Annotated in this window: 18 protein-coding genes and 1 pseudogene; 5 read left to right on the top strand and 14 right to left on the bottom strand. The window is 63.3% G+C overall.

Annotated features, from left to right (window positions below; translation table 11 throughout):
• Positions 1-41: 41 nt before the first annotated feature.
• The 3 genes from GEV39_RS00780 to GEV39_RS00770 form a co-directional block, all read right to left on the bottom strand.
• Positions 42-809, bottom strand: a complete 768-nt coding sequence (locus GEV39_RS00780) for a uroporphyrinogen-III synthase (RefSeq protein ID WP_173887175.1) — start codon at positions 807-809, stop codon at positions 42-44.
• Complete coding sequence (gene hemC / locus GEV39_RS00775; RefSeq protein WP_173887173.1) at positions 806-1,747, bottom strand: hydroxymethylbilane synthase; 942 nt, start codon at positions 1,745-1,747, stop codon at positions 806-808. Before hemC ends, GEV39_RS00780 begins: the two co-directional genes overlap by 4 nt.
• A gap of 195 nt (positions 1,748-1,942) precedes the next feature.
• On the bottom strand, positions 1,943-2,689 hold the full coding sequence (locus tag GEV39_RS00770; RefSeq protein ID WP_173887171.1) for a LytR/AlgR family response regulator transcription factor: 747 nt from the start codon (positions 2,687-2,689) through the stop codon (positions 1,943-1,945).
• A 296-nt stretch (positions 2,690-2,985) separates the two neighbouring features.
• Here GEV39_RS00770 and argH point away from each other — a divergent pair, with 296 nt between their 5' ends.
• On the top strand, positions 2,986-4,380 hold the full coding sequence (gene argH, locus GEV39_RS00765; RefSeq protein ID WP_173887170.1) for an argininosuccinate lyase: 1,395 nt from the start codon (positions 2,986-2,988) through the stop codon (positions 4,378-4,380).
• Positions 4,381-4,469: 89 nt separating this feature from the next.
• Here argH and GEV39_RS00760 read toward each other — a convergent pair whose 3' ends face one another.
• The gene (locus GEV39_RS00760) at positions 4,470-5,132 is read right to left on the bottom strand and encodes a glutathione S-transferase (RefSeq protein ID WP_173887168.1); all 663 of its coding nucleotides are present in this window, start codon (positions 5,130-5,132) and stop codon (positions 4,470-4,472) included.
• 149 nt (positions 5,133-5,281) lie between these two features.
• Between GEV39_RS00760 and GEV39_RS00755 the strand changes: the two genes are divergently transcribed.
• Together GEV39_RS00755 and GEV39_RS00750 are read left to right on the top strand one after the other, a co-directional pair.
• Complete coding sequence (locus tag GEV39_RS00755; RefSeq protein ID WP_173887166.1) at positions 5,282-5,584, top strand: hypothetical protein; 303 nt, start codon at positions 5,282-5,284, stop codon at positions 5,582-5,584.
• A gap of 69 nt (positions 5,585-5,653) precedes the next feature.
• Positions 5,654-5,899 carry a TIGR02647 family protein gene (locus GEV39_RS00750; protein ID WP_003255900.1) on the top strand — a complete coding sequence of 82 codons (246 nt, stop codon included), beginning with the start codon at positions 5,654-5,656 and terminating at the stop codon, positions 5,897-5,899.
• A 133-nt stretch (positions 5,900-6,032) separates the two neighbouring features.
• On the opposite strand, the gene GEV39_RS00745 is transcribed toward GEV39_RS00750, so the two are convergent.
• The gene (locus tag GEV39_RS00745) at positions 6,033-7,976 is read right to left on the bottom strand and encodes a cytochrome c/FTR1 family iron permease (protein WP_173887165.1); all 1,944 of its coding nucleotides are present in this window, start codon (positions 7,974-7,976) and stop codon (positions 6,033-6,035) included.
• A gap of 218 nt (positions 7,977-8,194) precedes the next feature.
• Here GEV39_RS00745 and GEV39_RS00740 point away from each other — a divergent pair, with 218 nt between their 5' ends.
• A complete protein-coding gene (locus GEV39_RS00740; RefSeq protein ID WP_173887163.1) occupies positions 8,195-8,650 on the top strand; it encodes an REP-associated tyrosine transposase in 456 nt (151 codons plus the stop codon).
• 385 nt (positions 8,651-9,035) lie between these two features.
• Here the strand turns inward: GEV39_RS00740 and GEV39_RS00735 are convergent, their stop codons facing one another.
• The 6 genes from GEV39_RS00735 to GEV39_RS00710 all read right to left on the bottom strand — a co-directional run bounded on the left by GEV39_RS00735 (position 9,036) and on the right by GEV39_RS00710 (position 15,072).
• On the bottom strand, positions 9,036-10,454 hold the full coding sequence (locus GEV39_RS00735; protein ID WP_173887161.1) for an efflux transporter outer membrane subunit: 1,419 nt from the start codon (positions 10,452-10,454) through the stop codon (positions 9,036-9,038).
• The gene (locus GEV39_RS00730; protein WP_009682395.1) at positions 10,451-11,326 is read right to left on the bottom strand and encodes an efflux RND transporter periplasmic adaptor subunit; all 876 of its coding nucleotides are present in this window, start codon (positions 11,324-11,326) and stop codon (positions 10,451-10,453) included. The genes GEV39_RS00735 and GEV39_RS00730 overlap by 4 nt, the downstream gene beginning before the upstream one ends.
• Entirely contained in the window at positions 11,323-11,535 is a 213-nt protein-coding gene (locus GEV39_RS00725; protein ID WP_009682394.1) for a DUF1656 domain-containing protein, read from the bottom strand. The genes GEV39_RS00730 and GEV39_RS00725 overlap by 4 nt, the downstream gene beginning before the upstream one ends.
• Positions 11,532-13,619 carry an FUSC family protein gene (locus tag GEV39_RS00720; RefSeq protein ID WP_173887159.1) on the bottom strand — a complete coding sequence of 696 codons (2,088 nt, stop codon included), beginning with the start codon at positions 13,617-13,619 and terminating at the stop codon, positions 11,532-11,534. The genes GEV39_RS00725 and GEV39_RS00720 overlap by 4 nt, the downstream gene beginning before the upstream one ends.
• Positions 13,616-14,068 carry a MarR family winged helix-turn-helix transcriptional regulator gene (locus GEV39_RS00715; RefSeq protein ID WP_173887158.1) on the bottom strand — a complete coding sequence of 151 codons (453 nt, stop codon included), beginning with the start codon at positions 14,066-14,068 and terminating at the stop codon, positions 13,616-13,618. The genes GEV39_RS00720 and GEV39_RS00715 overlap by 4 nt, the downstream gene beginning before the upstream one ends.
• 209 nt (positions 14,069-14,277) lie before the next feature.
• Positions 14,278-15,072, bottom strand: coding sequence for a tetratricopeptide repeat protein (locus GEV39_RS00710; protein WP_173887156.1), 795 nt, complete (start codon positions 15,070-15,072; stop codon positions 14,278-14,280).
• Between the two features lie 207 nt (positions 15,073-15,279).
• Here GEV39_RS00710 and GEV39_RS00705 point away from each other — a divergent pair, with 207 nt between their 5' ends.
• Positions 15,280-15,840, top strand: coding sequence for a WCX domain-containing protein (locus tag GEV39_RS00705; protein WP_173887154.1), 561 nt, complete (start codon positions 15,280-15,282; stop codon positions 15,838-15,840).
• Between the two features lie 108 nt (positions 15,841-15,948).
• Here GEV39_RS00705 and GEV39_RS00700 read toward each other — a convergent pair whose 3' ends face one another.
• The 3 genes and pseudogenes from GEV39_RS00700 to GEV39_RS00690 all read right to left on the bottom strand — a co-directional run bounded on the left by GEV39_RS00700 (position 15,949) and on the right by GEV39_RS00690 (position 18,714).
• Positions 15,949-16,812, bottom strand: coding sequence for an ABC transporter permease (locus tag GEV39_RS00700; protein WP_173887152.1), 864 nt, complete (start codon positions 16,810-16,812; stop codon positions 15,949-15,951).
• A gap of 13 nt (positions 16,813-16,825) precedes the next feature.
• Positions 16,826-17,689, bottom strand: a complete 864-nt coding sequence (locus GEV39_RS00695) for an ABC transporter ATP-binding protein (RefSeq protein ID WP_173887150.1) — start codon at positions 17,687-17,689, stop codon at positions 16,826-16,828.
• 6 nt (positions 17,690-17,695) lie between these two features.
• Positions 17,696-18,714 (bottom strand): annotated as a pseudogene (locus GEV39_RS00690) (ABC transporter substrate-binding protein).
• Positions 18,715-18,716 lie beyond the last annotated feature (2 nt).

Below are 18,716 nucleotides of genomic sequence, written 5' to 3'. Positions count from 1 at the left end.
CCATCCTTTGCATGGGGGCGCATCGCGTTCAGCTTAGCGCCTTAAGAGGCAGGTGCAGCGCAAGACTGCACAGCTGCCAGCAAGGCCGTGGCACTGGCGCCACGGCAATCCACAACCTGTTGGGCCCCGGCGGCCCTGGCCTGCCCGGCTACCCGTGGGCTCGGCACGAACAACGGCAACCGGGCCAGCTGTGGCCAATCGGCGCCAGCCAGTTGCTGCAAATGTTCCAAACCCTGCCCACTGCTGACCACCAGGCCATTGAGGCGTTCCGCTTCGATGCGGCGCATCAGCGTGCCTGCGGGGTAAACCGGCAGGCAGCGACGATACAGTTCCAGATATTCGACACTAGCACCTTGCTCTGCAAGACGCTCTGCCAGCAGTTCGCGACCTCCAACGCCGCGAACGATCAACACACGCGCTGTTGGCACGGCAACCGCCTGGCGCAGTGCCGGCAGCATCAGCAGCGCTTCGCTGTCGTCGCCACGTGGCGGGCAACTCACCCTCAGACCCGCCTGCTGCAACACCGCGGCAGTGGCCTCGCCTACGGTGAACCAGCCTTGAACGGGCGGCTGCAGGCTGGCGTTGGCCAACTGTTCCAGCAACAGCCGTGCAGCTGGCTTGCTGACCACGATGATCGCCTGGAAGCCACTCAGGCCCTGCAGCAACGCGCGCTGCACCGCCTGGATTTGCACGGGTTCGATCTCCAGCAACGGCAGGCAGTGGCTGGCCACCCCCGCTACCGCCAGGCTTTGCGCCAGCGCCGCACAGTCTTCGGCAGGCCGGGTCAGCAACAGGCGCCATTGGCTCACGGATGGCCGGCCTCACCATAGACCTCTTTGAGGATGGCCTGAGCGCCCTGCCCCAGCAGATGTTCGGCGACCTCTATACCAAGGGCCTCGGCGGTTGCCCGGGGGGCCCGGGCATCGGCCACCAGCAGGGTGCCACCACTCGGTTGGCCGACCAGGCCGCGCAACCACAGTTGGTCGCCCTCCAGCACCGCGTAGCAAGCGATCGGCACCTGACAGCCGCCATTCAGGCGTTTGTTCATGGCGCGCTCGGCCACCACCCGGTCAGCCGTGTCACGGTGGTGCAACGGCGCCAGCAAGGCATGAATCGCGTGGTCGGCGCTACGGCACTCGATGCCTACCGCCCCTTGGCCACCGGCAGGCAGGCTGTCGTCAACGCTGATGGTGGCGGTGATACGGTCTTCGAAACCGAGGCGGATCAAGCCGGCGGCCGCGAGGATGATGGCGTCGTATTCGCCGGCATCGAGCTTGGCCAGGCGGGTGTTGACGTTGCCGCGCAGGAAGCGGATCTGCAGGTCCGGGCGACGCGCGAGCAGTTGGGCCTGGCGGCGCAGGCTGGAGGTGCCCACCACGCTGCCGGCAGGCAGCGCTTCAAGGCTGGCAAAATGGTTGGAGACAAAGGCGTCGCGCGGGTCTTCCCGCTCGCAGATGCAGTACAGGCCCAGCCCCTCGGGGAAGTCCATGGGCACATCCTTCATCGAATGCACGGCGATGTCGGCCTCGTTGTCCAGCAGGGCGGTTTCCAGCTCCTTGACGAACAACCCCTTGCCACCGATTTTTGCCAGCGGCGCGTCGAGCAGCTTGTCCCCGCGGCTGACCATGGGCACCAGGGTCACCAGCAGACCAGGGTGGGCCTGCTCGAGGCGGGCTTTGACGTATTCGGCCTGCCACAGGGCCAAGGCACTTTTACGGGTGGCAATGCGGATTTCGCGAGTGGACATGAAACGCCCCGATCCAGAGAAATGCCATGGATCATAACAGCATCGCCGGTATCGCTTGCAGATGTGGATCAGCTAAGGGCCCCTTCAGGGCTGCCCTGCACCCACACGTTCCTCACAGCCGGTGGCACTGCACCCTGACAGTGGGGCTGACCTGCCGGCGAGCAAGGGCCCTGCTCTTGCCATGCAGGCAGCGTTTCAGAGGGCCTGCATCATCTTGCGCACACCGGCCACATGACGCCGGCTTACGGTAAGGGCATCGTCGCCGTTCAGGCCTTTGAGGAAAAGCTGGAAGTGCCCCAGGGGCGTACGCTGAAGGCGTTCGATGCGTTCCCGGGCAACCAGGGCGTTGCGGTGGATACGTACAAAGCGGTCGCCAAACTCGTCTTCCAGCGCCTTGAGCGGTTCGTCGAGCAGTACTTCCCCACCGTCGTGGCGCAAGGTCACGTACTTGTGGTCGGCGATGAAGTAGACCACGTTGTCCAACGGAATCAGCTCGATACCTTTGCGGGTGCGGGCGCTGATGTGACTGCGCTGCCCCCCGCCTTCATTGGCTGGCCGCGTCAGCGCCGCCAGTTGCGCCCGGTTGGGTTTATCGGCCTTGCGCAGTGCATCCCGCAGCGCCTGAGGGTGAACAGGTTTGGCGACATGGCTGAGGGTACTGTCCTTGAATGCCTCGGCACCGTATTGGCCTTCCTCGGTGCAAAACACCACCGCCGGCGGCGCCTCGCGCTCGCACAGGCGGGCCGCAACCTGCAAGCCGTCCAGGCCTGGCATGTCGATGTCCAACAGCACCACGTCGGGCTTGAGGCTGTCGATCAGGGTCAGGGCCTCATCCCCATTGGTAGCGCTGGGCTCCAACACGGTGTAACCCTCCAGTTCGCCGAGCAGCCGGCTAAGGCGGTCACGGTATTGGGGTTCGTCATCAACGATCAGGACATTCATAATTGCGCTGGATTCCTGAATGAGTCTCGCACAGGTATAGCGTAGACAGGTGTGGTTCGAGCGACACTGCGGTCACGCTCTAGACCGGTGCGATGGCCAAAGATTCACTCGGCCGGCAGATTCACTGCCAGTCTTCTGTCCAACTGTAGACGGTCCGTGGAACACTGCCGTTCATTCCTTCAAATGATTCACTGCCATTTTCCGGGCATTTCTGTCGACCGGCGCCCTGCGGCAGCCGTCCCAACCCTGTTATTATCGGCGCCACTTTTTCGTTCACGCCTGCAATGAGTGAATCCATGAGCACCGACAAGACCAATCAGTCCTGGGGCGGCCGCTTCAGTGAGCCCGTCGACGCCTTCGTCGCCCGCTTCACCGCCTCGGTCGATTTCGACAAGCGCCTGTACCGCCACGACATCATGGGTTCGATCGCCCATGCCAGCATGCTGGCGCAAGTCGGCGTGCTCAGTGATGCCGAGCGCGACACCATCATCGATGGCCTGAAAACCATCCAGGCCGAGATCGAGGCCGGCAACTTCGACTGGCGCGTCGACCTTGAAGACGTGCACATGAACATTGAGGCACGCCTGACCGACCGCATCGGCATCACCGGCAAGAAGCTGCACACCGGCCGTAGCCGCAACGACCAGGTGGCAACCGATATCCGCCTGTGGCTGCGCGATGAAATCGACCTGATCCTGGCCGAAATCACCCGCCTGCAGCAGGGCCTGCTGGAGCAGGCCGAGCGCGAAGCCGAAACCATCATGCCGGGCTTCACCCACTTGCAGACCGCGCAGCCGGTCACCTTCGGCCACCACCTGCTGGCCTGGTTCGAAATGCTCAGCCGCGACTACGAGCGCCTGGTCGATTGCCGCAAGCGCACCAACCGCATGCCGCTGGGCAGCGCCGCACTGGCCGGTACCACCTACCCGATCGACCGCGAACTGACCTGCAAGCTGCTGGGCTTCGAGGCCGTGGGCGGCAACTCGCTGGACGGCGTTTCGGACCGCGACTTCGCCATCGAATTCTGCGCCGCAGCCAGCGTGGCGATGATGCACCTCTCGCGCTTCTCCGAAGAGCTGGTGCTGTGGACCAGCGCGCAGTTCCAGTTCATCGACCTGCCGGACCGCTTCTGCACCGGCAGCTCGATCATGCCGCAGAAAAAGAACCCGGATGTACCCGAGCTGGTACGTGGCAAGACCGGCCGCGTGTTCGGCGCCTTGACCGGCCTGCTGACCCTGATGAAAGGCCAGCCGCTGGCCTACAACAAGGACAACCAGGAAGACAAGGAGCCGCTGTTCGACGCTGCCGATACCCTGCGCGACTCGCTGCGTGCCTTTGCCGACATGATCCCGGCGATCAAGCCCAAGCACGCCATCATGCGTGAAGCGGCGCTGCGTGGCTTCTCCACGGCTACCGACCTGGCCGACTACCTGGTACGCCGTGGCCTGCCGTTCCGCGACTGCCACGAAATCGTTGGCCATGCCGTAAAGTATGGGGTGGACACCGGCAAGGACTTGGCCGAGATGAGCCTGGACGAACTGCGCCAGTTCAGCGACCAGATCGAGCAGGATGTGTTTGCCGTACTGACCCTGGAAGGGTCGGTGAATGCGCGTGACCATATTGGTGGTACGGCGCCGGCGCAGGTGCGGGCTGCCGTTGTTCGTGGCAAAGCCCTGTTGGCGTCTCGCTAAGCTTCAAGGCGAGGGCTTCGCCCTCGTTCGCGGGCACGCCCGCTCCCACAGTGGGAGCGGGCGTGCCCGCGAAGGGCTCAACACCAGGCTCAGCGTTTACCGCTGCGAACCATCTCCATGAAGGCCGGCATCGCTGCCTCCTTGTCTGCCACGATCCGCGCCATGTGCGGGTTCTCACCCATCAGTTGCAGCAACGCCTTGGCTTGCGGAAAGTCCGCCAGCAGGTCGATGTTCAGCACCTTCTTGCCCACCGCATAAGCCAGATCGACCGAGAAGCAGAACATCAGGTCTGCCAGCGTCAGCTGCTCACCCGCTACATACGGCGCAAAGCGCCCGTTACGCTTGAGCGTGGCGAAGCCGGCCAGCAGGTCGGTACGTGCCTTATCCTTGACCAGTGGCTCTACCGCCATGCCAAAGAAGGACTCGGCGTAGCAGGTACGGGCTGGCAGCTCGATGTACAGTTCAATTTCCTTGAGCAACTCGCGTACCTTGGCCTGCTGGAACGGGTCGGCCGGTAGCAGCGCCTTGCCGCCCTGAGTCTGCTCGATGTAGTCGAGGATCACGCTGGTTTCGCTGAGAAAACCGTGTTCGGTTTCCAGCACCGGCACCTTGCCCCGCGGGCTCACTTCCAGCGCCTTTGGCGCCTGGCCGCCGTAGAAGGTGACCTCTTTGAAAGGCAGGCCTTTTTCCAGCAGCGCCAGCTTGACCATGTTGTAGTAGTTGCTGACCGAGAATCCATGAAGCTTGAGCATGAGGTAACAGCCTCCGGGCCGTAAGGGGTTTGGCTCGGCTTTTATAGACCGTAAGCCTGTTCCTGACCAGCGTCATGCACCTCGTCAATGCCCGGGCATTGCCGCTACAGGCGTGGCACACTGTGCATCCCACCACAGGAGTACCGCCAATGAGCGAGCCCACCGACCTCGACAATGACGACGACGAAGCCTTCGCCGAGGCAACGCTGACCCAAGCCATCGAAAACCAGATCGAAAGCGGCGAGCCGCCGGCGGCCAAGGCCACTTTCAACAAGCTGACCCTGATTGGTTGGAAACGTGAAGACATTCTCAACGTGATGGCCCATGTGCTGGCCTACGAGATTGACAACATGCTGGCAGAAGACCGCTCCTTCAACGGCGAGTGGTATGAAAATGCCCTGCGTGCGCTGCCCGAGCTGCCACCTGAGATGGATCAAGGCGAGGACGAATAACCCGGCTACACTCGAAGATCAGGCACCGTAGAAAGTGCCGTAATCCTCGTCTGGAAGTCAGGAGTTACCATGCCTTTTACCCCCGATCTTATCGATGAAATGGAAGTACTCGCGCTGTTCAAGCACGACAGCAGCCAGGAAGGCATCAAGATAACCAGCACTGCATCCCCTGCCCTGATCGCCGCTGCGCAGCGCCTGCATGAAAAGGGGCTGACCGATCAACCGGATGGCGGCTACCTGACCAGCCTGGGTCATGACGCGGTTGAAAGTGTGCAGTTGCTGCAGAATATCCTCAAGGCGCCGCAGCCTGCCTGATCCGATAACGCAAGGGGCTGCGCTGCAGCCCATCGCCGGCAAGCCAGCTCCCACAGATACTGCATATGGCTTGATCCCGATGCGGTCGGTGTGGGAGCTGGCTTGCCGGCGATGGGCCGCAACGCGGCCCCCTTCAGTTGGCGATTGCCCTGCGCTTCTCAGCCAAACGCGAGCGCCCGTACAGGAACACGATGGCCAGCAACGCCACCGCCTGCGCCGACAGCGAGTAGGCATCGGCATGTATCCCCAGCCAATCGAACTCAAAGAACGCTACCGGGCGCGTGCCCAGCACCCCGGCTTCTTGCAGCGCCTTCACGCCATGCCCGGCGAACACCACCGACAACGTGCACAGCAGTGCCGCATTGATGCTGAAGAACAGCGTAAGGGGCAGCTTGGCCGAACCGCGCAATATCACCCAAGCAAGGCCCACCAGCAGCACCAGCGCCGTGGCGCCGCCTGCCAGCACCGCCTGGTGCCCGGCAGGGCCCGCCTGCAGCCACAAGGTTTCATAGAACAGGATCACTTCGAACAACTCGCGGTACACCGAGAAGAACGCCAGCACCGCGAAGCCAAAGCGCCCGCCACCGCTGACCAGGCTGTTCTTGATGTAGTCCGTCCACGCAGCGGCGTGGCGCCGGTCGTGCATCCATACCCCAAGCCACAGCACCATCACGGCCGCAAACAGCGCCGTGCAACCCTCCAGCAACTCACGCTGGGCACCGCCGACATCGATCACATAGGCCGCCAGCGCCCAGGTAGCGAAGCCAGCGACCAGCGCCAGGCCCCAGCCAATGTTGACGCTGCGTACCGCTGACTGCTGGCCGGTGTTGCGTAGGAACGCCAGGATCGCCGCCAGCACCAGAATCGCCTCAAGGCCTTCACGCAACAAAATCAGCAGGCCTGAGACATAACTCAGCGACCAGCTCAGGCCGTCGCTACCCAGCAGCTTTGCCGCTTGCTCAAGCTTGACCTTGGCTTCGCCCAGGCGCTGCTCGACTTGGCCCACGGGCAGGCCATCCTGCAAGGACTGGCGGTAGGCCATCAGTGTCTTTTCAGTGGCCTTGCGCGCCTGGGTATCGATGTTGTCCAGCGAGCTTTCTACCAGCTCGAAGCCCTCAAGATAGGCCGCAACCGACAGGTCATAGGCCTGGTCGCGGTCGCCTGCGCGGTAAGCGGCCAGGCTTTTGCCGAGCGTACTGGCGGTATATTCGAGCAATTGCGCAGGGCCACGCTTGACCTGCGGCGGCTGGGCACGCTGGGCGCGGAATGCTTCCACGGCCGCGGTGCCTTCGTTGGCGGCGATTTCGGCCGGGGTCTGGCGGGCCAGGTCGGCGATGTTCCAGCTTTTGTCGCCTTTGCCGGCTTCCGGCTTGGCGGTGAAGCTGGCGATGTAGGCCGCCACGTCCCAGCGCTGGCGGTCGTCCAGCTGGTCGGCAAAGGACGGCATCTCGGTGCCGTCGATGCCCAGGGCAAGGGTGTTGTAGAGGTCGAACAGGCTCAACTGGTCAAGGCGCGCGACGTCGCGCAGGTTGGCCGGCGCGGGCTCCAGGCCGACGCCTGCCGGGCCATCGCCCGCGCCGCTTTCACCGTGGCAGATGGCACAGTTTTGTGCGTACAGGGCAGCACCACGAGCCGGGTCCGGGGTGATTATCGGGGCTTGGCTCACCTCATAAGCCACCGCAAGGCGTGCGCCCAGTTGCCGGGCCTGCCTGGATACCGCTGGGCCGTCCAGACGCTGGTCGATGGCCTGGCGCAGCGCTTGCACGCCCTTCGCCAGTGCCGCGTGCTCGGCATTTGCAGGCAGGCCTTTGACCAGTTCGGCCAGTACCGCGCCGAACTCGCGCTGCTCGTCGTATTCGCCGTTGTCGATCACCTTGCCGTCACTCACGGTTGGCGGGTAGTCAGCACCAATGTAGTCAAGCAAGTGCAGGGCCTTGGTAGCCTCGGCGGGGGCTTCAGCCTGTGCCGCAGCGCTGCACAGCGCCAGCACCGTGCCGAGCAATAAAGCCGGCAGCCAGGCAAGCGGACGGGAACGGGTTTTCATGGCCAGTCTCGAAGGGAATGCGAAAGAGAACATTGTTCACTTCCACTTTGCTTCACTCAAGGGTGCTGGGCGGATTTCATGAAAAATCTTGGTACAAATAAGATCACGCGAGATGGCACGGTACCTGGCGGCAGGCTTGCCGGCGATTAAGGCGGCACCGATGCCACAGGAAACACCGGGTACCAAATGATTCACCGCGGGTAGGTCCTTACCCACTAGCCTGTTGAGCCACTATTCAAGAGGCAGGGAACATGGATCGCCCCCATTCAAAGCAGCTACGGCTTGGTCGGTTTTCGGAAACCCGTCGGTTGTATTTGCTTACCAGCACCACCCTGGCAAGAGCCCCAATCTTCAATGACTTTCGCTCAGCCCGCTTGCTGGTGGCCGAGTTCCGCCAGGCTGAAGAGGAAGGTAGCGCCCGATCGCTTGCCTGGGTGGTGATGCCTGACCATTTCCACTGGTTGGTCGAGCTTGGGCCGGCCAGCCTGAAGCGGCTGATGCGCAGGGTGAAGTCCCGTAGCACGATGATGATCAACAGGCATCGAGGGCGAAGCGGCCAGCTCTGGCAGAAGGGGTTTCATGACCGGGCCGTGCGGCGTGAGGAGGATGTGCAGGATGTGGCGCGATATATCGTCATGAACCCCAAGCGGGCGGGTCTTGTTGCGAGGGCTGGGGATTATTCGCATTGGGATGCGATCTGGCTCTGACCGGATGTTGCCTGCGGGGGCCCTATCGCCGGCAAGCCAGCTCCCACAGGGTTACTCATCAGCCTTGCAGCTGGGGCTGGCCTGTCAGGGCCTCAGCGCAGGCAAGCCAGCCCATAGAGCTACTCATCAGCTTTGCAGCAGGGGCTGGCCTGTCAGAGCCTCATCGCCGGCAAGCCAGCCCACAGGGTTACTCATCAGCCTTGCAGCAGGGACTGGCCTGTCAGGGCCTCATCGCAGGCAAGCCAGCTCATAGAGCTACTCATCAGCTTTGCAGCAGGGGCTGGCCTGTCAGGGCCTCATCGCAGGCAAGCCAGCTCGCACAGGAAACTAAAGTGCTCGAGGGCAGCGGAGAACCTGTGGGAGCTGGCTTGCCTGCGATTGGTCCTCAAGGCTTTGCGGTGTCCTTCCAGCCACCACCGAGGGCGAGGAACACGCCGATTTGCCCCAGCGCCACTTGGCTATCGGCCGCTGCCAGTTGCGCGCGCATGTCGGTATAGGTGCGGGTCGCCTGCAAGTCCGCCAGGAACGACTCACGCCCGGCTTGGTAGTACCGGTGCGTCTGATCAGCCGCATCCTTGGCCGACTTCTCTGCCTCGGCCAGCGCATCACGCCGGTCCAGCAGGGCACTGTACTGCGCGAGGCGAGTCTGGGTCTCGCGGATGGCGTTCAGCACCACGCCGTCGAAATTCGCCAAGGCTGCTTGCGTAGAGGCTTCAGCCATGCGAATGCGGGCGCGTGTGCCGTTGGTGGGGATGCTCCAGCTGATCTGCGGGCCGAAACCCCAGCGGTTGGTCGACGGCTCACCAAGGTTTTCCAGAATACCAATGGTGCCCACTTGGGCACCGATGCTGATGTCCGGGTACAGCGCGCCGGTAGCAACCCCGATAGAGGCAGTTGATGCGGCCAGCTGGCGTTCGGCCTGGCGTACGTCGGGGCGGCGTTTGAGCAGGGCCGCGCCATCGCCCACCGGGACCAGCTGGTTCAGGTGCGGCAGCTCGGCACAATCGGCGGTGCCGGCGGGCAACTGGTCTACCGGTTTGGCCAGTAACGCAGCCAAGGTGTACAGGCCGGTTTCACGCTCGGCCTTGAAGCGCGGCAGTTCGGCGCGCAAGGACTTGAACTGGGTCTGTGAGCGGGTGACCTGGGTTTCATCGCCACGACCTGCATCACGCAAGCGCTGTTTGAGCTTCACGCTTTGCTCCTGCAAGTCGAGCGACTGGCGGGCGATGTGGTATTCCTCGTTGGCCGAGCACACTTGGGTATACGCCTTGACCACGTCGGCCACCAAGGTGATGCGGGCGGTATCGGCAGCAGCCTGCACCGCGTCTGCATTGGCCTTTGCAGCCTCGGTGCCACGCTTGAACGTGCCCCACAGGTCGAACTGATACGAAGCGCTGATGATGGCCTCGCCAATGTTGGCCACCGGCACCTTCTCAGGCTGCAGGAACGCTTCGCCAGACTCCTGCAAGCGCTGGGCACCCAGTTTTACGCCGCCGTTGAAGCCACCTTGCGACTCGGCCACTTCGACCTGGGCGCGGGCCTTGGCGATGTTGGCCGCGGCTACGCGCAGCTCGGTATTGGTACTCAGGGCCTGGCGCACCAGCTCGTTCAGCCGTCGATCCTGATACAACTGCCACCAGTCCTCGGGCACCGGCGCCGAAACCACGCTGTCGGCATCCTGGCGCAGCGGGCCATTGAGGTCGCTGCGTTGCACCGCCGCGTCCTTCGGCACCTCATAGTCGGGGCCGACCATCATGCAGGCCCCCAGCGACAGGCACAGGCCAGCCAGGATGAGCTGTTTCATGGGTGCTGGCCCTCGATGATCGACACCGTGGCGGTACGCCCGGCGATCATGCGGAAGTCCTCAGGCACTTCGTCAAACGCGATGCGCACCGGAATACGCTGGGCCAGGCGCACCCAGCTGAACGCCGGGTTGACGTTTGGCAGCAGGTTGGCGCCGCTGCTGCGGTCGCGGTCTTCGATACCGGCGGCAAAGCTCTGCACATGGCCGCGCAGGCGGGTGTTGTCGCCCATCACGCGGATATCCACGGCATCGCCGAGGTGGATGCCGCCAAGCTTGGTTTCTTCGAAGTAGCCATCGACGTGGTACGAGGCACTGTCGACCACCGACAGCACAGGGCGGCCGGCGGTGACGAATTCGTGGTTACGCGGCGCACGGTCGTTCAGGTAACCGTCCACCGGGCTGCGTACCACCGAGCGGTCGAGGTTGAGCTGGGCGGTATCGACTGCCACCTGTGCCTCGCTGACGGCCGAGCGGGCGCGGGCCACGCGGGACTGGCTTTCCTCCAGTTGCTCGGCCGCCACCAGGTTGCCCAGCTTGCGGTTGCGCTGCGCTTCGCGGGAGGCCTGGGCCAGGGTTTCCTGGCGCTCGCCGAGGGTGGCCTTGGCCTGGCGCAGGGCCAGGGTGAAGCGGTCCTGGTCGATGGTGAACAGCACGTCGCCGCGCTTGACGGTCTGGTTGTCGTGCACCTCGACTTTCTGGATCAAGCCCGACACATCGGGGGCGATCTGGATCACGTCGGCGCGGATATGGCCGTCGCGCGTCCAGGGCGCAAACATGTAGTAGACGACCATCTGCCATACGAGCACGGCGGCGAACGTCACTACCAGCAAGGTCAGGACCACACGGCCCAGGGTCAGCAAAGGTTTTTTCATGGCAGCATCAGGTTTCGGCAAAAGTGGTCCACCGCGCCAAGCAGCACGGCATACAGGGCAACGTTGAACAACGCCCGGTGCCAGACCAGGCGGTAGAAATGCATGCGCACCAGCACCGCGTGCAGCCCAAGGAACAGCAGGTAGGTGCCAAGCATCATCACCAACAGCGTGGGCAGGAACACCCCGCTGATATCCAGTTCACCAATCACAGGGGCGCTCCGTCGAGGCCGGCAGGCAGTTGCAGTTGTTCGGCGGGTTCGAGCATCACCTCCACACCTGGCAGCAGGGCAAGGCGCAGGCCGCTCAGCGCATGCAGCAGGTGGGTGCGGGCATCGCCACGCTCGTACAGTTCATCCAGGTTCAGCGCCAGCCGCGCCCGCTCCATGTTGCGCAGCAGCGCAGCCGGCGCATGCAGGCGCTGGCCAGCGTGCAGGCAGGCGGCGTAGTGCGCACCCACCTCGGCAACCACGGTATTGAGCCGCTCACGGGCCTGCTGACCAGCGCGCGGCAGGTAGGCCAGCAAGTCGAGCAGGTTCAACCCAACACGCAGGTCACGCAGCGCTACACCGCTGTCCTGGCCCGTTTGCGACAGGCGCGGCAGGTGCTGCATCAGGCGGTCTAGCATCTGTACGCCAAGCTTGCGATGTTCGGCCAGGGTCGCCGGTTCGGTCATTTCGACAATGTCGCGCCAGGCGAAGCGGGTCATGCGCTTGGCAGCCAGCTCTACCCCAAAGGGGCGCATGACCAGGGTCCAGATGAAGGCGAACAGCAGGCCGACGGGGCCGGCCAGGTTGGAATTCAGGAAGGTGAAGAAGTCAGCGTCATAGGCGCCCTGGATGCTGATGAAGGTCGAGGTGTTGACGATGGTCAGCAACGTACCCAGGTAAAAACGCGGTTGCACGGTCAGGGTCCCGACACAGATGAACGGCACGGCAAAGGCCAGCACCAGCATCGGGAAGTCGTGCAGGTTGGGCAGCACCAGGAACAGGTACAGGCTGGAGAAGATCACCGACAGCAAGGTCCAGAAGAAGAACCGGTAGATCTGCGGTGCCGGGTCGTCCATGGCCGCGAAGAAACTGCACGACACGGCCGCGAGAATTACCGCGCTGGCGCCGTCGTTCCAGCCCAGGCCAATCCACAGGCCACAAGCGACGATGATCGCCAGCACGGTTGTGGCCACCGAGTACAGCATCAGGCCACGGTCGAAGAACGGTGTCAGGCGGCCCAGGCGCCAGTGCCGGTACACGGCCCGCCAGGGCTTGGCATCGTCGGTGCGCAGGGCATGTTGCAAGGTGCAGCAGTCCTGCCACAGGTCGGCCCATTCGGTCAGCCGGTACAGGGCGTTGGATAACAGCAGCTCGGCGCGCTGGTCGAGCATGGCGGCAGCGGGCTGCAGGCGCTCGATCTGCTCGTGCAGCGCAGCCCAGCGGGCGACAGAAGCGCTGGCGGCAGTCCCTTGCAGCCATTCGCGAGCGCTGGCGAGCACAGGCTGCAACTGGGCGAACTGGGCCGGGGCGCGGCCCTCCAGTGCAACCAGCGCATCATCGAGCGCATCGATGACCGGCAGCAGGTGAATCATCCGCCCACGCAGCTCACGGGCGTTTTTCAGGGTGTGCGGTCCAGCCCCTTCGTGGCCGAGCTGGCCGATCATCAGCTCCAGCGAGTTGAAGGTGGTGACCATCGCCCCGCGCATGCCGCCGACCTTGTCGGTGCTGCCAGCGCGGGCCAGGTAGGTATCGCTGTAGTTAAGGGCCTCGGTAAACCAGTTGCCGGTGGCGCCGACCACCACTGGGGCCAGCCGGCGAGGCCAGAAAATGGCGCCAACGACGGCTGCGCAGACAATCCCCAGGCAGATTTCCTGGGCGCGGGAAGACGCGACGTCAAACACCGCCAGTGGGTTATCCACAACCGCCAGTGCGATCATCGGCAAGGTGTAGCCGGCCAGCATCAGCATGTAGTTGTTGGCCGTGCGCAGGTTCAGCGAAAGGAACAGCAGGGTGCCGGTCCACAGGGCGATGGCAATGCTCAGCAGCAATGGCGACTGTACTAGCGGTGGCACCAGGAGGACCGCCCCCCCGGCACCGAGCAAGGTGCCCACGGCACGGTACAGCGCCTTGGAGCTGGTTGGGCCAACGAATGGGCTGGAAACGATGTACACCGTGGCCATGGCCCAGTAGGGTCGCGGCAACTGCATAAGCAGGGCAATGTACAGGGCGATCATCGAGGCCGCGAAGGTGCGCACACCGTAGAACCAGTCCCGCGCCGGGGGGACCGAGCTGAAGAAGCCGTTCATGCCACCCCGCCTGCACCGCCCAGGCCGGCAGCTTCAAAGGCGCGCAGCACGCGCAAGGCAGCTTCCAGATCAGCCTGATCGATGCCTTGCAGCACATCCTTACGCAAACGCACCAGCTCGGCTTCGATGGCTTCGGCTAAACGGCGGCCTTCAGCGGTGAGGCTAAGGGCCTTGGCACGACGGTCGAGGGGGTCTTCACTGCGGCAGACCAGGCCAGCCTTGCACAGTTGGTCGAGCAGGCGTACCAGTGACGGGCTTTCCAGGCCGGCTGCCTGGGCCACCGCCACCTGATGCACACCGTCGCCGAGGCGCACGATCATCAGCAGCGGCGCAGCGCAGGCCTCGGAGATGCCGTAACCGGTCAACGCGCAATGGCAGATGCGCCGCCAATGGCGAGCCGCAACTACCATGCCACTGCTGACCTGCAGGCGCAGGAGATCAAGGGACATGAACAGTATCCAGGCATATTCATAGTTTGCTAACTATCAATATACGCTCGTACCTCCCCCTGTCGTCAACAGCGGGTGACGAGGGGTATTGATGAATGGTTGTGCATGCTGGAGGTGGATTGCCTGTGCTGGCCCTATCGCCGGCAAGCCGGCTCCCACAGGTATTGCACACATACTGCAGCCTGTGGCCGCCTGTGCGAGCGGGGGAATCAGGGGTGTATCTGGTCTTCCAGCTTCATGGTCAGGGCGAGCGTACTGCCCATCTGCAAGGCCCGGTCGCGCCACTGCAGGTAGCGCACGCCGTCACGGCTGCTGAAATGCACCGCCAGCTCTTCGGCCGCCTGTACCACCCCTGCGGCTGCCGCCAGTTCCAGCCAGTACAATGCGGCCTTGATGTCGGGCTCCACGTACAACCCGTGCATCAAGCGATAACCCACCTCGAAGCGGCAACGCGCTTCGCCACGCTCGGCCCCGCGCATGAACCACTGGTAGGCCTGCACCAGGTCTACCTGCCATTGCTGCTCGCCATCGCACACTTCTTCTTCATACAGGTCACCCAACGCCGCCGCGGCATGCAGCATGCCGCGCTCGAAGGCCTGCCGGTAGCAATCCGCCGCCTGGGTATAGGAGGGGTCGACGCCCTTGCCGAAGTAATGCTGCTGGCCAAGGTTGAACCACGCGGCAGCATGGCCCTGCAGCGCCGCCATGCGCAACAGGTGCCCGGCCAGCACGGTATCAGCGCGCCAATACTTGCCGTTGAGCCAGATCCAGCCCAGGTCGTTAAGTGCCGCTACGCTACCTTGCAACGCCTGGTGGCGCAGGTCGGCGTAAACCGCTTGCAGGTCACTGGCTTCATCCAGGCGGTTGATCAGCAGCGAGCGCTGGCTGGGCAAGCCTACCCCGGCGAACAACCGATGCCGCCTGCCGGCCGGTGCTGGGGCGGCGATGACCCGTTCGGGCAAAAGGCGGGCAAGCAGCGAATGGATATTGCTGGCAGCAGACATGTTCATCCTCATTGAACGACGCACAACCCCAACCTTCGGCTGTGATGAGGCGTGATTCTGCGTGATGTCACGTCAAAACCTGTCGCGAACGATTCGGCACCAGGCAACCAAATGCGACTTACTTGATCTGAGCAGGGCGTGGCCAATTGCCATGCCCCTCGCCTGCCGCCATGCTATGACGGCAAGCCTAGACAAGGACGTTATCTTTTGCCGTTCGCCACCACTCGCGCCACCCTCAGCCGCCAATGGGCGCTGCTGCGTCAGCTACCCAGTCGCTCCCCGGGCATTACCAGCGCCGAGCTGGTGTGGCGCCTGCGCGACGTGGGCTTCACTGTCAGCAAGCGTACCGTTGAACGCGACCTGAATGAGCTTTCGTTGATTTTTCCGCTGGAGCGCAATGACAAGAGCATACCGTTCGGCTGGCACTGGGCGGCCAGCGCCGTGGGCGAACTGCGCGGTAATTTCGACTTGCTGACCCACTTGCGCGGCGATGCACTGCAACCGGCCCAGGGGGAGGGCGTGGAGTTGGTGGCGTGGATCAGCGATGCATTGGCGCGGCAGTTGCGCGAAGCGCCGCTGAGCAGCGACATGCAGCTGACGGCGCTTGAGCATGGGCACCGGCTGCGAGCCACGGTCAGCGATGGCTGGCCGATGCGCTGGTGGCTGTTGAGCCAGGGTGATGGGGTGGTGGTGGAGCAGCCGATAGGGTTGCGTGAGGAGATTGGCAAAACCCTGAGCAATGCGGCTGCGCAGTACCAGAAGATGTAGCCTGTACTGCCCCTATCCCCGTCAAGCCAGCTCGGGCACGCCAAACGCCGCAAGCAAGATTGTCGCCGACCCTGGGCGCTGGCTTGCCGGCGTCCGGGCCGGTACAGGTCAGCGCTGCATCCCCCAGCGCCGCACGGTCAGCCGCTCAAGGGTATTGAACACCAGTCCTTCTACCAGCAGACCAATCAGGATCACCACCGCCAACCCGGCAAACACCTTGTCGGTATACAGCTCGTTGCGATTCTGAAAGATGTACCAGCCAAGCCCGCCTTTGCCACTGCTGGCCCCGAACACCAGCTCAGCAGCGATCAGGGTGCGCCAGGCAAATGCCCAGCCAATCTTCAAACCCGACAGGATCGATGGCAACGCCGCCGGCACCAGGATGTACAGCACTAGCCGCAGCCCTTTGAGGCCATAGTTGCGGCCGGCCATGCGCAGGGTCTCGGACACGCCCAGGAACCCAGCGTAGGTGTTGAGCGCCAGCGCCCAGAGCACAGAATGCACCAGCACGAAGATCAAGCTGTTATCACCCAGGCCGAACCACAGCAAGGCCAGTGGCAACAGCGCGATGGCCGGCAGTGGGTTGAACATCGAGGTCAGCGTGCCCAGCAAGTCACGCCCCAATTGGGTCGAAACGGCCAGACTGGTCAGGCCGAAGGCAAGGACGATACCCAGCACATACCCTTTGATCAGGATTACCAGCGAAACCCCGACCTTGGCCAGCAGCTCGCCACTGACCAGGCCGTCCCAGAGGGCCGCGGCGGTTTGCAAGAAGCCAGGCAGCAGCAAGTCATTGCTCTGGTAGCGGGCGACCGCCTCCCAGAGTACGGCGATAACCAACAGAAGTGCCGCCTTGCGCAGCCAGCCCTGCTGCCACAGGCGCTGGGCCAAGGGTAATTGCCGCTCCACAGGCACACTGAGCAGGGGCTGCAGTTGCACTTCATATGCCCGGCGTAAAGGGGTAGTGGTCATGGCTGAGACTCCTTCAGTAAGCAACGCGAATATCGTTGAAGCCAAGGCCTTCATGCGGCTCGGGCCTATCCGCCTCGTCGAACAGCAAGCGGTGGATACGCCGGGCACTGGCCTGGAAGTCACTCCCGCCCAAGCTGCCCAGGTCATACTGATGGCTGTGCACCTCAGCACGCACCCGCCCTGGGTGGGGCGACAGCAACAGGATGCGGTTGCCGACCACCAGTGCTTCTTCGATAGAGTGGGTCACGAACAGCAAGGTGAAGCGGACTTCCTCCCATAACGACAGCAATTCTTCCTGCATCTTTCGCCGGGTCAGGGCGTCCAGAGCAGCAAACGGCTCGTCCATCAGCAGGATCTTCGGCTGCGTGGCCAAGGCGCGAGCAATCGCTACGCGAGCTTTCATGCCGCCCGACAAAGTGTGTGGGTAGGCATCGGCGAAAGCCGCCAGGCCGACCTTGTCAAGGTAATGCAGCGCTCGCTCCTGGGCCTCGGCACGTGTTAGCTGGCCCGACACCAGTAGCGGGAACATGACATTCTGCTTGACCGTTTTCCACGGTGGCAGCTGGTCGAACTCCTGGAACACCACAATACGGTCAGGCCCTGGGCCGCGGATCGCCTGGCCCTGCAACAGCATCTGCCCTTCCTCGGGCGCAATGAACCCGGCTACTGCCTTGAGCAAGGTGGACTTGCCGCAACCGGACGGCCCGAGCAACACAAAACGGTCGGCAAGGTCGACTTCGAAGCTGACCTGGTGAGTAGCGCGCACCACGCGCTGCGCGGTGCGGTATTCGAGGCTGAGGTTGTCCACCTTGAGCAAAGGCGGAGTGGCGACACGGCTCAGGTTGCTGGCCGCGTGGCCTGGCAAAGGGGCGGTCATGATCGCTCAGCTCCCCTGCAACGGGCGTTCATCCTGGAAGAAATAGTCCTTCCACGATTCGGGCTTGTGCTTGATGGCGCCGACCCGATACAGGAAATCGGCCAGCTTGTAGGTATTCTTTGGCGTGATTGTGAACTCGTATGCGGGTTGTCGATCAGCTTGATCAGCGCGTCGCGGTCGATCTTGGCCTTGGTCACGCGGATGTAGGTATCGGCAGCAGCTGCCTTATCGTTCTGGGCGAAGTCTGCCGCTTCGGCCAGGGCGTCGACAAAGGCCTTGTAGGTTTTTGGGTTGTCCTTGCGGAATTTTTCGGTGGCAAACAGCAACGTCGGCGAGTTGGGGCCGAGCAGGTCATAGCTGTTGAGCACCACGTGCACGTTCTTGTTGGCCAGTACCTGGTCTTGGAACGGCGGATTGGAGAAGTGTCCGTTCAGTTCGGTGCCGCCGGCCAGCAACGCGGCAGTGGCGTCTGGGTGCGGTACCGCCAAGGTAAACTTGTCGAGCCGGTTGTATTCCTTATCGCCCCACTGTTGGGCAGCGGCGTACTGCAGGAAGCGCGACTGCACCGAAACGCCTACCGCCGGCACCGCGATGCGGTCTTTATCGGAAATGTCGGCAATAGTCTTCACATTGGGGTTGCTGCTGACCAGGTAATACGGGAAGTTGCCCAGCGAAGCCACGGCCTTGACGTTCTGCCGACCCTTGGTGCGGTCCCAGACGGTCAGCAGCGGGCCGACGCCGGCGCCGGCGATGTCCACCGAGCCAGACAGCAAAGCGTCGTTGATGGCCGAACCACCCGACAGTTGGGCCCAGTCGACTTCGATGTCGATGCCCTGCTCTTTGCCGTGCTTCTCGATCAGGTGCTGGTCGCGTACCACGTTAAGCAGCAAGTAGACGATGCCAAACTGCTCGGCTATGCGGATCTTGCCTTCTGCTCGTGCCACGGCAGGGGCTGCCAGACTGCTGACGACCAGGCTAACGCCCAGGCCGATACTTGCCGCCAGGCGGCTGATGGGTTTGCGCATGA

The organism is Pseudomonas sp. NY5710 (assembly GCF_013305665.1).
In the GTDB taxonomy this organism is placed as follows: Bacteria; Pseudomonadota; Gammaproteobacteria; order Pseudomonadales; family Pseudomonadaceae; genus Aquipseudomonas; species Aquipseudomonas juntendi.
This window is presented reverse-complemented; position numbering and strand designations above follow the sequence as displayed.